We start from the raw sequence: 15,698 nt of genomic DNA, 5'->3' as shown, positions 1-15,698 counted from the left end.
AGCCTGGCAGGGGCGGCAGTTGACCGGCCGCCTCCGTCCGGCTCACCACCTCCGACATCCGCCCGGCATCCGCCCGGCTCGCGTCCGGATCTCGCCCGGATCGCGCCGTGATGTCACCTGCCGGCCGACGAGAAGCCGTCAACTCCGAGCCCAAGCCGCAGCTTTCGCCGGCGCCCGCTCCGGCGCCCGCTCCGGCGCCACCTTCCCGCACCCCGCCCCTCCCGCACCCGGCGGGGCCCTCCCGGCGTGCGTCCGAGAACTCCCCGCGCCGCACAGCGGAGTGGCGTAATGCCCGACTTGCCCGGCATGCCGCCTTGGTGACCCCTCGGCGCGTGAATTGGGTCACGCGCGGACCAGTGGATCACCCCCCGTCCACCTCTTGCCGACCCCTTTGCCAAAGGGAAGTTGAGGATTCAATTCCGGCCTAATCGGACGTATTGCCCTCGCTCTAAACAGGCAAAAGCGATCTTCACCGCCACATCAGGCCTTGTTCCCGACATGTGCAGTCGCATACGTTCTCGTCGCACCGGGCGGATCGCCTAATCCTGCCGTCGCCCGGTAACCCACCCACCCACGCACGGCAGGAGCGGGGGAACCACAGGTAAGCCGCCGATCCGGGAGACCGGAACGGCTCGGGGTGAAGCCGCGCCCACCAGCGCGACCGGGCATCTCCCGCCCGAACCCGACAGCTCACCTCGCAGGCGTCGGAGAGGACATTTCGTCATGCCCGCAGGAACGCAGCGTCACGGCCGTACCACCTTCATCACCCGCGGTGTGATCGCCGCCGGAACGGGCGCGCTCGCCCTCGCCCTCCCGCTCATGAGCGCGACCGGCGCCCACGCCGCGACCCCCCAGGTCGCCAAGACCGCGACCGTCCCGAACGTCTCGCTCGTCACCTACAAGGTGGTCGCCGGTGACACCCTGACCAAGATCGCGAAGAAGTACCCGTCGAGCGGCGGCTGGCAGAAGCTGTACGCGGCGAACCGCGCTGTCATCGGCGACAACCCCGCCCACCTGCGCACGGGCCTCACCCTGACGGTCGGCACGAAGACCGGGAAGGCTCCGGCGAAGGCCGCCACGGCCGCCAAGACCACCGCCACCCAGGCGTCCGCCACCACGTACGCCAACAACCTGGACGGCTGGATCAAGCAGTCCCTGGACATCATGGGCAAGGCGGGCATTCCGGGCAGCTACGACGGCATCTACCGCAACGTGATGCGCGAGTCCTCCGGCAACCCCCAGGCCATCAACAACTGGGACTCCAACGCGGCCGCGGGCATCCCCTCGAAGGGCCTCCTTCAGGTCATCGACCCGACGTTCCAGGCCTACCACGTGGCCGGCACGTCGATGGACCCCTACGACCCGGTCGCCAACATCACGGCCGCCTGCAACTACGCCGCCGACAAGTACGGCTCGATCGACAACGTCAACGGCGCCTACTGATCGCACCGGCGCACCGGCGCACCCGCGCCTCCCGCACGGCACCTGCCGGCGGCACCTTCGAGGCCGCCGGTGGTGACGGACCGCTCTGTCGGCTGTGAACGACCGGGCCTCGCGGGACGGTGACGGACCGGGTGTGCGGGGCGGTCCCACCAGCAGTACGAAGGGCACGGCCCGGGGCATCGGCGGACGCCCCGGGCCGGCTCGTGTTCCGGGGGCCGGGCATCGCCCGGCCTGCTCTTCGGGTTCTAGGGCGTGTCCGCGAGGTCGCGGACACGCCCTAGAACCCGAAGATCCGTTCCAGGACCACCGCGATCCCGTCGTCCTCGTTCGACAGCGTGACCTCGTCCGCCACCGCCTTCAGTTCCGGATGGGCGTTGGCCATCGCGACCCCGTGGGCGGCCCAGTCGAACATCGGGATGTCATTGGGCATGTCACCGAAGGCCAGCGTCGCCGACGGGGTGAGGCCGAGGTGCGTCGCGGCGAGCGCGAGACCGGTGGCCTTGGTCACCCCGCATGGCTGGAGTTCGACGGTACCCGGCCCCGACATGGTGACCGTCGCCAGCGAACCGACCACTCCCCGCGACGTCGAGGCCAACTCGTCGTCGGACATGGTGGGGTGGCGGAGCAGCACCTTGCTGATCGGCTGCGCCCAGAGGTCGTCCCGCCGCCGCACCCGCACCGCCGGAAGCGTGGGGTGCGGCATCACATAGCCCGGCTCGATGAGCGTCAGCCCGTCCACGCCGTCCTGGTCCACCGCCGCGTACAGCAGACCGACCTCCGCCTCGATCTTTCCGAGCGCCGTCTCCGCCAACTCCCTGTCCAGGGTCACCGACCACAGCAGCCGGTCCGTCCCCGCGTCGTACAGCTGAGCGCCCTGACCGCACACCGCCAGCCCCGCACCGCCGAGGTCGTCGAGCAGCGGTCGAACGCGCGGTGCGGGACGGCCCGTCACCACCAGGTGCTGCGCGCCCGACGCGGTCACCTTCGCCAACGCGGCCCGTGACCGGTCGGAGAGCGTGTCGTCGCCGCGCAGCAGCGTTCCGTCCAGGTCAGTGGCGATGAGTGAATATGCAGTCGGAGCGGCCATGATCCGAAGAATACGGATCGAACGACACATCGGCCCGGCGTGAACCGGACGACGTCCGGTATCCCGTCAGCAACGCCGTTCGCCGTACGGTGGCAGGCGCGTTGCGACCGGTTGGGATCACGCAGGGCCCGCTTCCGCCCAGACGGACTTTCCCGTGCAGGACCGATCACAACGGCTCAACTCCCTGATCCGGGGCTACGATCACCGGCGCCGGGGTCGGGGTACGGGCCCGGCGAGGCCGACTCCGCGGGGCACCCGCCACGGCGGGGACGCCAGAAGTCACCGGCGGGGAACCGACTTCGAGAAACCGGGGAGATCCATGACGTCCGAGCCCACCGCACGACGGCCCGCACGGCCGCGCCACGACGCCTCCCCCGCGGGGGACCGCTTCCGGGACCACCTGCGCACCGCCGCCGAAGCCGTCGTCCGGCGCTTCCCGGAGGCCCTGCGGCCCGAGATCTACGCGCTGTCCCTCCGCGTGTGGCGCGTCGACGGCGACGAGCGCCACCCGTACGTGGCCATCGGCTACAACACCGAGACCCAGTACGCGAAGGAGACCTCCCCGCAGGACCCCGGTGAGGCGCGCTGGAACTACGCCCTCTGGCTGCTCGACGGATTCGAGATGCTGGGCAACGTCCCCGAAGACCCCGCCGGCGGGCCCCTGTTCGTGGAGGCGGCCAAGGAGCAGGGGATCTGGTTCGAGGGTGACTACGACTTCCTCGGCATGGACCTGCCGGAGGACGAGGAGGACGAGCTGGACCTCGCCTCCGAGATGCTGCGGCTCCAGTTCCACGCCGACTGCGTCGACCTCGCCCGGCGCCTCCACGCCGACGGAACCCTCACGGAGGTCTTCGGCCGCGCCCTGCCGGTCGTCGTCTTCGACATGGACAGTCCGGGCTGGGAGGTCAAGGCCACCCGGGCCGCCAACCCGCCCGGGATGATCGAGGACTTCATGGTCTGGCAGACCGCCGCGGTCTTCGAGAACGCCCCGCGGACCGAGGAGTTCCTGATCGACCTGGACGCGGAGTGGCTCGCCTACTTCCGCGAGATGGCGGACGTGCTCGTGACCCGCTTCGGCGTCTCCCGCGCGGAGGCCGTCGCGCGCGTCAACGAACGCCATGTGGGCGAGGATCTCGCGCCCATGGGTGAGGACCTCCTCGGCCATGAACTCCCGGAGTTCTGGGCGCACCACCTCTACTTCGAACCCGACTCCCTGGGCATGCTGCCCTCGGGCGCCCCGGAGACGGACGGCGACCTCTCCCGCTGGACCGTCCGGCCCGCCCCACCGGACAACTCGGGCGCCTGGACCCTCAAGGAGGAGTCCTGACCCACGAGTTGCCCGGGGGGCGAGGGGTCCGACGGCTCACCCGTGCGCGGCCGCCAGATGCCTGGCGAGCCGCGGGGAGGCGAACTCCGTGCCGCACACGAAGCGCATCACCGGACCGTACGAGGACGCCGCCGGCAGGCCCGTGAAGTACAGCCCCGGCAGCGAGGAGCGGTACCCGGCGCCCAGCCTCGGCGTGCCGCGGCTGGCGGCCAGCCCTGCCCGGAGCTCATGCCCGAGGAAGTCCATCGCCGCGATGTCGACGCGATAGCCGGTCGCCGCCATGACGTGATCGGCGGTGAGTTCCTCGACCCGGCCCCCATGGGTGCGCACCGTGAGGACGGGTTTTCCGTCGGTGGCCGCCGCGCTGACGATCCGCTCCACCTCACGAACGCCGACCTTGCCCTCGAAGCGGTCCCTGAGCCACCAGGCGCCGAGGGGCCCTAGTACGCGGCGCACCAGGTAGTGCCGGGCCTCGGCGGGCAGATGGCGGTAGGGCTGCGGGTAGTAGCTCAGCGCCCACAGGGACCAGGCGCGGCCGAACGGCGATTCCGGCCGCAGCTTCGGCTGGTCCCACGGAGGCGCACCGAAGTCGACCGCCCCCTTCCCCCGGGACACGACACGGACCTGCGCGCCCGCCTCCGCCGCCAGTGCCGCCGTCTCCAGTGCCGACTGGCCGGCCCCGACGACGATCAGCTCCTTGCCGGAGAACCGGCGCAGGTCGTGGTGTTGCGAGCTGTGCGAGACCGGGCCGGAGGGCGTGGGACCGTCCGCCGCCGCCCCGGCCAACTCCGGAGGCAGGTGGGCCAGTCCCGACAGCCCGGTGGCGACGACGACCGCGCGGGCGGTGAACGACTCCCCCGAGTCCAGCTTGATGTCGAACCCCCCGGACCCGGCCGCGTCGGGGCCGCTCCCGCGGTCGACCGAGACGACCCGCACCTGCTCCAGCCCGGGCACGAGCTTCTGCCGGAACCACTCCCCGTACGCGATGAAGGTCTCGACCGGGATGATGTCCTCGTCCGTGACCAGGCGCGGTATCCCCGCCGCCGCGCAGTAGTCACCGAGGGTGTGCCCCGGCTGGGGGGCGTCGATGTTCGAGGCGGCCGGAGTCGACTTGAGGAGCATTCCCTCGGGCATGTGGTCGCGCCAGCTCACCATGGGCTCGCCGAAGACCCGCACCGGAATGCCCCGCGCCCGCAGATGGGCGGCGGTGGACAGTCCGTACGGCCCCGCGCCGATGACTGCTACCGGATGAATCACGAAGTCCCTCCCCAGGACGCACTACGCCTACTTCGCGGTGGAACTGCTGGTGCTGCCGCGGCGGTTGGTCCGCCACAGGTGGTACAGATGCCTCGCGCCCGGCCGCACGAAGCGCGCGAGCATCGTGAAGAACGGCCGCAGGTCGTCACCCGCGAGCCAGGCCAGCTCCGTACCGCTCGCGCGGGCCGGCGCGTGCGGTGTCGTGTAACCACTGCGCCGGTAGGCGAGCAGAGCCGGCAGGTCGATGTTCTCCACGATGTACCGGTGGCCGGCACGCTGTTCCCCCTCCGGAACAGGACGGCCGGTCAGGCTCAGATGCAGGGCACGGACGACGTCGATCCCCGACTCGCTCTCGAAGAGCCGGAACTGGGCGCCCATGCGCGGGTTGAAGTCGAGCAGTTTGTACTGACCGTCGCGGCGGTCGAAACGCAGGTCGAGATCGATGACTCCGGTGAAGCCGATCTGTTTGATGAAACGTGCGGCGATGTCCGCGAGTTCCGGATTGTCCACGACGTACGCGTTCGCCGTCATGCCCGCGTGCGGCGGCCAGGAACGGACCTTGACGCCGGTGAACATCGCGAGCGGCGTCGAGTCCGCGTCGAAGCAGCCGTGCACGATCCAGTCTTCCGCGTCCTCCCTCGGCAGGTACTCCTGGAGGATCACGCCGGGCTGCGGCCCCCAGTCCCGGGCGAGGGCCAGCAGCCGTTCCCGGGTCGCGATCCGGGTCGTCCCGTGCACCGCCGGCCGGCTACGTCGCACGAACGCCTCACGGTTCTTGGCGACGAGCGGGAAGCGCGCCTTCTCGGCGAACGCCTCGATCTCCTCGTACGACTGCGGGAAGGCCGCGGCGGGGCTGGGGATGCCGTGCTCCACGCACAGTTCGTGCAGCCCCTGCTTGCTGGCGAGCCGACGCGGCAGCTTGGCGTCCACCCGCGGGAAGAGGAAGCGGTGGGCCAACTCCTCCTGGTGCTCGGCGATCAGTACCGCGGCCTCCTCGTCGGTCGGGACGAGGACGGTGGGTCGCCCGATGCGCCGGCCGACGCGCAACAGCCCCTCGACGAGCTGCTCGGGTTCCTCCGTCCCCGTGGTCGGCCACACGAACGCGCGCCGCAGATAGCGCGAACTGGCGGCCGGCGTGTACCGGTCCTCGGTGATGGCGTACATGGGTATGCCCAGCCGGCCCAGGCTCCGGATGGCTCCCACCCCGCCGTGGTGCAGCGGATAGTCGCCGAACTTGACTATCAGGCCCGGGACTTCACGGTCGGCGTCAACCGGCACGCCACTGGAACTCCTGGCCATGCGTCCCCCCACATGTCCCCCCTACGGACCGGACCCACCCCGTCCGTGTCCCCCAAAGGACGCTAAGCCGGAATTACCCAGTCCGACAAGACCAATTCGGACATTGCAAACTCTTTAGACACTGCCGCTGCGGGCCCCCTCCCCCGTAACGTGTGCCCCGACCACAGGAAACGCGTGGAACGCATGGATCACATGGCGCGTACGAATCCGAAAGCGAGGCACCTACCGATGCCCCCCTTCGATGTCCCCGAGGGCGATCCCTTCGGCCCGCACAACCTCCCGTACGGCGTGTTCTCCCCGACCGGCGCGGCAGGTGCCGCCGAGCGGCGCGTGGGCGTGCGCCTCGGCGACCATGTGCTGGACGCGGGTGCCGCCGCCCGTGCGCTCGGCTCCCCGTATGCCGGGCTGCTCGCGCAGCCGACGCTGGACCCGCTGCTCGCCGCCGGCCGCACCGCCTGGTCCGACGTCCGGCGCGCGCTGACGGCCTGGGTGACCGTGCCGGCCCACCGGGAGACGCTCGCTCCCCACTTCCGTCACCTCTCCGAGGTGACGCTCCACCTCCCCTTCACCGTCGCGGACTACGTCGACTTCTACGCCTCCGAGAACCACGCCCGGAACGTCGGCCAGATCTTCCGTCCCGACGCCGCCGACTCCCTCACGCCCAACTGGAAGCACCTGCCGATCGGCTACCACGGCCGCTCGGGCACGGTCGTGGTCTCCGGCACGGACGTCGTACGCCCCTCGGGCCAGCGCAAGGCCCCCGCGGACGCCGTCCCCGTCTTCGGTCCGTCGGTCCGTCTGGACATCGAGGCGGAGGTCGGCTTCGTCGTCGGCACCCCCACCGAGATGGGCCGGCCCGTGGGGCTCGGCGACTACCGCGACCACGTCTTCGGGCTCTGCCTCCTCAACGACTGGTCGGCCCGCGACCTGCAGGCCTGGGAGTACGTCCCCCTCGGCCCGTTCCTCGGCAAGTCCTTCGCCACGTCGGTGTCCGCCTGGATCACCCCGCTCGACGCCCTCGACGAGGCCCGTGTGGCGCCCCCGGCCCGCACGCACCCCCTCCTCCCCTACCTCGACGACGCCTCCGAGGACCCGGGCGGCTACGACCTGCGGATCTCCGTCGCCGTCAACGGCCACGTCGTCTCCGAGCCGCCCTTCTCCACCATGTACTGGACGGCCGCCCAGCAACTGGCGCACATGACGGTCAACGGCGCCTCCCTGCGCACCGGCGACCTGTACGGCTCCGGAACCGTCAGCGGCCCCTCCGACGCGGAACGCGGCTCCCTGCTCGAACTCACCTGGAACGGCCGCGACGCTCTCGAACTCCCCGACGGCAAGCGCACGTTCCTGGAGGACGGCGACGAGGTCACCCTGACCGCGTGGGCGCCGGGCCCGGGCGGCACCCGGGTGGGCCTGGGCGAGGTCCGGGGCCGCATCACCCCGGCCGTCACCCCGTAACGGGCCGCCCCTCGACGGGATCTCCCCTCCACGGGGATTCCCTGTCACGGGGAGCCCCTGTCACGGGGAGTCCCTGTCACGGGGAGTCCCTGTCACGGGGAGTCCCTGTCACGGGGAGTCCCTGTCACGGTGGCCAGGGCCCTGGCCACCGTGACCCGTTGGGGGACCGGCCGGCGCCGACCCGCCGGCGCGTCCGACGGCGAACCCGACGACCTGTGCAACCGCCGGCGCGTCCGGCCGCGGACCGGCCGGTTGCACCCGGCGATGTCTCCACCGGCGTGCGCGCGCCCGGCCCCGGCCCAGGGGCCGGGCGCGCTACATCCAGTCCTCGGGCTCGGGCTCCTGATCCAGCTCGGGCCAGTCCGGGTCGGGTCCGTGGTCGGCCGCGGGAGCAGGAGCCGACGTGGCCGACGCCTGCGCCGGGACGGCTCTCGGCGCGGGTGTCTGCGCGGATGACTGTGTCGGTGCGCCGCCGCCCAGTGAGGCCAGCACCTCGATCACGCCCTCCCCGTACGTGGCGAGCTTCTTCTCGCCCACCCCGCTGATGGTGCCCAGGTCTCTCGCCGAGGTGGGCCACAGCGTGGCGATCTCCCGCAGCGTGGCGTCGTGGAAGATGACGTACGCCGGGACGCCCTGCTCGCGTGCCTGCTCGGCGCGCCAGGCACGCAGCGCCTCGAAGGCCGGCACGAGCTCGGCCGGCAGCTCCGCCGCCGCGGCGGCGGCCTTGGCCTTCCGCTCGCCCTTGGAGCCGGACGACCGGGAGACCACCGGCTTCGGCGGCTCCTTGCGCAGCGGCACGTCCCGCTCGCGCCGCAGGACGGTCCCGCTGGCGTCGGTCAGCACCAGCGTGCCGTACTCGCCCTCGACCGCGATCAGGCCCTGGGCCAGCAACTGTCTCGCGACTCCGCGCCATTCGGCCTCGGCCAGCTCCTCGCCGATCCCGAACACGGACAGTTGGTCGTGGTCGAACTGGATCACCTTGGCGGTCCGCCGGCCGAGCAGGATGTCGACGATCTGCCCCGCGCCGAACTTCTGCCCCCGCTCCCGCTGGAGGCGCACCACGGTGGACAGCAGCTTCTGCGCGGCGACCGTGCCGTCCCAGGTCTCCGGGGGCGTCAGGCAGGTGTCGCAGTTCCCGCACGCCGGGGTGTTCGGGTCCTGGCCGAAGTAGGCGAGGAGCTGGGAGCGCCGGCACTGCGCCGTCTCGCACAGGGCGAGCATCGCGTCCAGGTGGGAGGCGGCCCGCCGGCGGAACGCCTCGTCCCCCTCCGAGCCCTGGATCATCTTGCGCTGCTGGACCACGTCCTGCAGGCCGTACGCCATCCACGCCGTGGACGGCAGGCCGTCCCGGCCGGCACGGCCCGTCTCCTGGTAGTAGCCCTCCACCGACTTCGGCAGGTCGAGGTGGGCGACGAACCGTACGTCCGGCTTGTCGATGCCCATGCCGAAGGCGATCGTGGCCACCACCACGAGTCCCTCCTCCCGCAGGAAGCGCGACTGGTGGGCGGCACGGGTCCCCGCGTCCAGGCCCGCGTGGTACGGCACCGCCTCGATGCCGTTGCGCGAGAGGAACTCGGCCGTCTTGTCGACGGAGTTGCGCGAGAGGCAGTAGACGATGCCCGCGTCGCCCGCGTGCTCCTCGCGCAGGAAGGACAGCAACTGCTTCCTGGGGTCGGCCTTGGGGACGATCCGGTACTGGATGTTCGGCCGGTCGAAGCTCGCCTCGAAGTGGCGGGCCGCGGGCATGCCCAGGCGCTGGGTGATCTCCTTGTGCGTCGCGCGGGTGGCCGTGGCCGTCAGCGCGAGCCGCGGGACGTCCGGCCAGCGCTCGCCGAGCAGGGACAGCGCCAGATAGTCCGGGCGGAAGTCGTGGCCCCACTGTGCGACACAGTGCGCCTCGTCGATCGCGAAGAGGGAGACCTTGCCCCGGGAGATCAGATCCAGCGTGGATTCCAGGCGCAGTCGCTCCGGGGCGAGGTAGAGCAGGTCGAGCTCCCCGGCCAGGAACTCGGCCTCGACCACGCGCCGCTCGTCGAAGTCCTGCGTGGAGTTCATGAACCCGGCACGCACGCCCAGGGCCCGCAGCGCGTCCACCTGGTCCTGCATGAGCGCGATGAGCGGCGAGACCACAATGCCCGTACCTGGCCTGACCAGGGACGGAATCTGGTAGCAGAGGGACTTGCCGCCACCGGTCGGCATCAGCACGACGGCGTCACCGCCCGCCACCACGTGCTCGATGATCGCTTCCTGCTCGCCGCGGAAGGCGTCGTACCCGAAGACCCGGTGGAGGGTGGCCAGTGCCTCGCTCTCGCCCAGCGTCTCCGTCGCGTCCGCTCCGGTCATCACACCCGTCCCGCCCATCGTCCTGTCCCCCGTACGTCGCGCCTCGACCACTGCGTCCACGATAGGGGTCCGCGCCGACAGTCCGAGAGTTGTCCACAGGCTGCGACCGCCCGACTTCCCTACGCAGCGAAAAGCGTCGGAATGCCTCGAAAGACGCCGGAAGGCGTCAGAAGGCGTCGGAACTTGTGCGGCCCGCGACCGACGCCCGCCGCGGAATCGGGCCGCCTGCGCACTCGACCCGGGGGCTGCCCGCCTCACGGGGCCCACGGGAACGGGCCGGGCCCCGCTCCCGGAGGGGGAGCGGGGCCCGGCCCGTGCGACGAGGTGTTCAGCGCACGAAGACCCCGGCCTGACCGGCCAGGTCCAGGAAGTACTGCGGCGCCACACCCAGGACCAGCGTGACCACCACGCCCACCGCGATGGCGGTCATGGTCAGCGGCGACGGCACGGCGACCGTCGGCCCCTCGGGCTTCGGCTCGCTGAAGAACATCAGCACGATCACGCGGATGTAGAAGAACGCGGCGATCGCCGACGAGATCACACCGACCACGACCAGCGCGCCCGCGCCGCCCTCCGCCGCCGCCTTGAACACGGCGAACTTTCCGGCGAACCCGGAGGTCAGCGGAATGCCGGCGAAGGCGAGCAGGAAGATCGCGAACACCGCGGCCACCAACGGTGACCTGCGGCCGAGCCCCGCCCACTTGGACAGGTGCGTGGCCTCGCCTCCCGCGTCCCGGACGAGGGTGACGACCGCGAAGGCGCCGACCGTGACGAACGAGTACGCGCCCAGGTAGAAGAGCACCGAGGAGACGCCGTCGGGCGAGGTCGCGATGACACCCGCGAGGATGAATCCCGCGTGCGCGATCGACGAGTACGCCAGCAGCCGCTTGATGTCGGTCTGGGTGATCGCGACGATCGCGCCGCCCAGCATGGTGACGATCGCCACCGCCCACATGACCGGCCGCCAGTCCCAGCGCAGGCCCGGCAGGACGACGTACAGCAGACGCAGCAGCGCGCCGAACGCGGCGACCTTCGTCGCCGCCGCCATGAAGCCGGTGACCGGGGTCGGCGCTCCCTGGTAGACGTCCGGTGTCCACATGTGGAAGGGCACCGCGCCGACCTTGAAGAGCAGCCCCATGACGATCAGGGCGGTGCCGATGAGCAGCAGGACGTCGTTGCCCATGGTGCCGGCGAGGGCCGGGTCGACGCTGGTGATCGTGCCGTCGACGACCTGCGAGATCGTCGCGTACGACACGGAGCCGGCGTAGCCGTACAGCAGGGCGATGCCGAAGAGGGTGAACGCGGAGGCGAAGGCGCCGAGAAGGAAGTACTTCACGGCCGCCTCCTGCGACATGAGCCGCTTGCGGCGGGCCAGGGCGCAGAGCAGGTACAGCGGGAGCGAGAAGACCTCCAGCGCGATGAACAGCGTCAGCAGGTCGTTGGCCGCCGGGAAGACCAGCATGCCGCTGATCGCGAAGAGCAGCAGCGGGAACACCTCGGTGGTGGTGAACCCGGCCTTCACGGCCGCCTTCTCGCTGTCGCTGCCCGGCACGGACGCGGCCTGCGCGGCGAAGGAGTCGACGCGGTTGCCGTGCGCCTCGGGGTCGAGGCGCCGCTCGGCGAAGGTGAACACACCGAGCAGTCCGACCAGCAGGATCGTGCCCTGGAGGAACAGGGCCGGTCCGTCGACCGCGACGGCTCCCATCGCGGCGATGTGCGCCTTGGTGGTGCCGTATCCGCCGGCCGCGAGCGCCACCACCGCGGCGAACGCGGCGGCTAGTGCGACGACAGAGACGAACAGTTGTGCGTAGTAGCGGGACTTGCGCGGCACGAAGGCCTCGACCAGGACCCCGATGATCGCGGCGCCGAGAATGATCAGGACGGGGGACAATTGCCCGTATTCGATCTTCGGTGCGTTGATCTTGGGGATCGGATCGGCCGCGACTGCCGCCGTTGTCCACAGGCTGTGGACGGCTGATGCGCTCACTTGGCCGCCTCCACCTCGGGCTGGGGGTCCGTCTTGTGTACGTCTGACATGGTCTGCTTGACCGCCGGGTTGACGATGTCGGTGACCGGCTTCGGATAGACGCCCAGGAAGATCAGCAGTGCGATCAGCGGGGCGACCACCAGGAGCTCGCGCACCCTGAGGTCCGGCATCTCGGCGACCTCCGCCTTGACCGGGCCCGTCATCGTCCGCTGGTACAGGACGAGGGTGTAGAGCGCGGCGAGCACGATGCCGAAGGTGGCGATGATGCCGACGACCGGATAGCGCGTGAACGTGCCCACCAGGACCAGGAATTCACTCACGAAGGGCGCGAGCCCGGGGAGCGAGAGAGTCGCGAGACCGCCGATCAGGAACGTGCCCGCGAGCACCGGGGCGACCTTCTGCACCCCTCCGTAGTCGGCGATGAGACGCGAACCACGCCGCGAGATCAGGAAGCCGGCCACCAGCATCAGGGCGGCCGTCGAGATCCCGTGGTTGACCATGTAGAGCGTCGCGCCCGACTGGCCCTGGGTGGTCATCGCGAAGATGCCCAGGATGATGAAGCCGAAGTGCGAGATCGACGCGTACGCGACCAGCCGCTTGATGTCCCGCTGTCCGACCGCGAGCAGCGCACCGTAGATGATGCTGATCAGCGCCAGGACGAGGATCACGGGCGTCGCCCACTTGCTGGCCTCCGGGAAGAGCTGGAGGCAGAAGCGGAGCATCGCGAAGGTGCCCACCTTGTCGACGACCGCCGTGATCAGCACCGCGACCGGGGCGGTGGCCTCACCCATGGCGTTGGGCAGCCAGGTGTGCAGCGGCCACAGCGGCGCCTTCACCGCGAAGGCGAAGAAGAAGCCGAGGAACAGCCACCGCTCGGTGCTGGTCGCCATGTGCAGCGACCCGTCGGCCCGGGCCTGGACGATCTCCTGGAGCGAGAAGTTCCCCGCCACCACGTACAGCCCGATCACCGCGGCCAGCATGATGAGGCCGCCGACGAGGTTGTAGAGGAGGAACTTCACCGCGGCGTACGAACGTTGGGTCGCCGCCGCCTCGTCGCCGTGCTCGTGGGCACGGTCCCCGAAGCCGCCGATGAGGAAGTACATCGGGATGAGCATGGCTTCGAAGAAGATGTAGAAGAGGAAGACGTCGGTGGCCTCGAAGGAGATGATCACCATCGCCTCGACGGCCAGGATCAGGGCGAAGAAGCCCTGCGTCGGCCGCCACCGCTTGTTGCCGGTCTCCTGCGGGTCGGCGTCGTGCCAGCCCGCCAGGATCACGAACGGCATCAGCAGCGCGGTCAGCGCGACGAGCGCCACCCCGATGCCGTCCACACCCAGCTCGTACCGCACCCCGAAGTCCGCGATCCAGGCGTGCGATTCGGTGAGCTGGTAACGGTCACCGCCCGGGTCGAAGCGCACCAGGGCGACCACGGCGAGGGCCAGGGTGCCCAGGGAGACCACCAGCGCGAGCCACTTGGCGGCGACGCGCCGTGCGGCCGGCACGGCGGCCGTGGCGATCGCCCCGAGGGCCGGGAGCACCGCCGTCGCTGTCAGCAGAGGAAAGGACATCGGTATCAGACCGCCCTCATCAGCAGGGTCGCGGCGACGAGGATGGCCGCACCGCCGAACATCGAGACCGCGTAACTGCGCGCATAGCCGTTCTGCAGCTTGCGCAGCCGCCCGGAGAGGCCGCCCACCGAGGCTGCCGTTCCGTTGACGACCCCGTCGACCAGCGTGTGGTCGACGTACACCAGGGAGCGGGTGAGGTGCTCACCGCCGCGCACCAGCACGACGTGGTTGAAGTCGTCCTGGTACAGGTCGCGTCGGGCCGCCCGGGTCAGTACGGAGCCGCGCGGGGCGACGACCGGGACGGAGCTGCGGCCGTACTGGAGGTAGGCGATACCCGCGCCGACGACCAGCAGCACCATCGTGGCCACCGTGACCGTGAGGGCACTGACGGGCGAGTCGCCCTCGGAGTGCCCGGTGACCGGCTCCAGCCAGTGCAGGAAGCGGTCGCCGATGCTGAAGAAACCACCCGCGAAGACCGACCCGAAGGCCAGCACGATCATGGGGATCGTCATGGAACGGGGCGACTCGTGCGGGTGCGGCTCGTGGCCGTCCGCGTCGGGCTGCCAGCGCTTCTCCCCGAAGAACGTCATGATCATCACGCGCGTCATGTAGTACGCGGTGATCGCGGCGCCCAGCAGGGCCACGCTGCCGAGGATCCAGCCCTCGGTGCCGCCCTTGGCGAAGGCCGCCTCGATGATCTTGTCCTTGGAGAAGAAGCCGGACAGGCCAGGGAAGCCGATGATCGCGAGGTAGCCGAGGCCGAACGTCACGAACGTGACCGGCATGTACTTCCGCAGACCGCCGAACTTCCGCATGTCCACCTCGTCGTTCATGCCGTGCATGACCGAACCGGCGCCGAGGAAGAGCCCGGCCTTGAAGAAGCCGTGGGTCACCAGGTGCATGATCGCGAAGACGTAGCCGATGGGGCCGAGGCCGGCGGCGAGCACCATGTAGCCGATCTGCGACATGGTCGAGCCGGCCAGCGCCTTCTTGATGTCGTCCTTCGCGCAACCGACGATCGCACCGAACAGGAGGGTGACCCCGCCCACCACGGTGACGACGAGCTGGGCGTCGGGCGCCGCGTTGAAGACGTTGGCGGAACGCACGATCAGGTACACGCCGGCGGTCACCATGGTCGCGGCGTGGATGAGGGCCGAGACCGGGGTCGGGCCCTCCATCGCGTCCCCGAGCCAGGACTGCAGCGGCACCTGCGCCGACTTGCCGCAGGCCGCGAGGAGCAGCATCAGGGCGACAGCGGTGAGCTTGCCCTCACTGGCGTCCCCGACCAGGCCCGGGTGCTCCTCGGTGCCGAGCACCGGCCCGAAGGCGAAGGTCCCGAAGGTCGTGAACATCAGCATGATGGCGATGGACAGGCCCATGTCGCCGACGCGGTTGACCAGGAAGGCCTTCTTCGCGGCGGTGGCGGCGCTGGGCTTGTGCTGCCAGAAGCCGATCAGCAGGTACGAGGCGAGACCGACGCCCTCCCAGCCGACGTACAGCAACAGGTAGTTGTCGGCGAGGACGAGCAGCAGCATCGCCGCGAGGAACAGGTTCAGATAGCCGAAGAAACGGCGGCGGCGCTCGTCGTGCTCCATGTACCCGATCGAGTACAGGTGGATGAGCGAGCCGACGCCGGTGATCAGCAGCACGAACGTCATCGACAGCTGGTCGAGCTGGAAGCCGACGTCCGCGCGGAAGCCCCCGACGGGGATCCAGGTGAACAGGTGCTGGGTCAGGGACCGGTCCTCGGCGCCCTTCCCCAGCATGTCGGCGAAGAGCACGGCGCCGATCACGAAGGAGGCCGCCGCGAGCGCGGTGCCGATCCAGTGGCCGACGGCGTCCAGCCGCCGGCCGCCGCACAGCAGTACGGCCGCTCCGAGCAGAGGCGCCGCGACGAGCAGCGCAATCAGGTTCTCCACGATTCAGCGA

Annotated in this window: 10 protein-coding genes and 1 riboswitch; of the genes, 3 read left to right on the top strand and 7 right to left on the bottom strand. The window is 70.5% G+C overall.

Annotated elements, in window-relative coordinates; translation table 11 throughout:
• Positions 1 to 558 precede the first annotated feature (558 nt).
• Positions 559 to 719: riboswitch (cyclic di-AMP (ydaO/yuaA leader) on the top strand.
• A gap of 4 nt (positions 720 to 723) precedes the next feature.
• Positions 724 to 1,443: a LysM peptidoglycan-binding domain-containing protein gene (locus B0675_RS12020; RefSeq protein ID WP_081218802.1), complete on the top strand. Its 720-nt coding sequence runs from the start codon at positions 724 to 726 to the stop codon at positions 1,441 to 1,443.
• Between the two features lie 277 nt (positions 1,444 to 1,720).
• Here the strand turns inward: B0675_RS12020 and B0675_RS12015 are convergent, their stop codons facing one another.
• Positions 1,721 to 2,530, bottom strand: a complete 810-nt coding sequence (locus B0675_RS12015) for a Cof-type HAD-IIB family hydrolase (protein ID WP_081218801.1) — start codon at positions 2,528 to 2,530, stop codon at positions 1,721 to 1,723.
• Positions 2,531 to 2,849: 319 nt separating this feature from the next.
• Between B0675_RS12015 and B0675_RS41930 the strand changes: the two genes are divergently transcribed.
• Positions 2,850 to 3,857, top strand: a complete 1,008-nt coding sequence (locus B0675_RS41930; RefSeq protein ID WP_241539763.1) for a hypothetical protein — start codon at positions 2,850 to 2,852, stop codon at positions 3,855 to 3,857.
• A gap of 36 nt (positions 3,858 to 3,893) precedes the next feature.
• Here B0675_RS41930 and B0675_RS12005 read toward each other — a convergent pair whose 3' ends face one another.
• Entirely contained in the window at positions 3,894 to 5,114 is a 1,221-nt protein-coding gene (locus B0675_RS12005; protein ID WP_081218800.1) for an FAD-dependent oxidoreductase, read from the bottom strand.
• A gap of 27 nt (positions 5,115 to 5,141) precedes the next feature.
• Complete coding sequence (locus B0675_RS12000; protein ID WP_081218799.1) at positions 5,142 to 6,413, bottom strand: ATP-grasp domain-containing protein; 1,272 nt, start codon at positions 6,411 to 6,413, stop codon at positions 5,142 to 5,144.
• A 228-nt stretch (positions 6,414 to 6,641) separates the two neighbouring features.
• On the opposite strand from B0675_RS12000, the gene fahA reads away from it, so the two are divergent.
• Positions 6,642 to 7,871, top strand: coding sequence for a fumarylacetoacetase (gene fahA / locus B0675_RS11995; protein WP_081218798.1), 1,230 nt, complete (start codon positions 6,642 to 6,644; stop codon positions 7,869 to 7,871).
• Positions 7,872 to 8,186: 315 nt separating this feature from the next.
• On the opposite strand, the gene recQ is transcribed toward fahA, so the two are convergent.
• The 4 genes from recQ to nuoL all read right to left on the bottom strand — a co-directional run bounded on the left by recQ (position 8,187) and on the right by nuoL (position 15,688).
• A complete protein-coding gene (gene recQ, locus B0675_RS11990; RefSeq protein ID WP_081218797.1) occupies positions 8,187 to 10,232 on the bottom strand; it encodes a DNA helicase RecQ in 2,046 nt (681 codons plus the stop codon).
• Between the two features lie 310 nt (positions 10,233 to 10,542).
• Positions 10,543 to 12,201, bottom strand: coding sequence for an NADH-quinone oxidoreductase subunit NuoN (nuoN, locus tag B0675_RS11985; RefSeq protein ID WP_081218796.1), 1,659 nt, complete (start codon positions 12,199 to 12,201; stop codon positions 10,543 to 10,545).
• Positions 12,198 to 13,769, bottom strand: coding sequence for an NADH-quinone oxidoreductase subunit M (locus tag B0675_RS11980; protein ID WP_081218795.1), 1,572 nt, complete (start codon positions 13,767 to 13,769; stop codon positions 12,198 to 12,200). The genes nuoN and B0675_RS11980 overlap by 4 nt, the downstream gene beginning before the upstream one ends.
• A 5-nt stretch (positions 13,770 to 13,774) precedes the next feature.
• A complete protein-coding gene (gene nuoL, locus B0675_RS11975; RefSeq protein WP_081218794.1) occupies positions 13,775 to 15,688 on the bottom strand; it encodes an NADH-quinone oxidoreductase subunit L in 1,914 nt (637 codons plus the stop codon).
• Positions 15,689 to 15,698: the final 10 nt, after the last annotated feature.

The organism is Streptomyces sp. M41(2017), from assembly GCF_002078175.1.
Lineage (GTDB): Bacteria > Actinomycetota > Actinomycetes > Streptomycetales > Streptomycetaceae > Streptomyces.
This window is presented reverse-complemented; position numbering and strand designations above follow the sequence as displayed.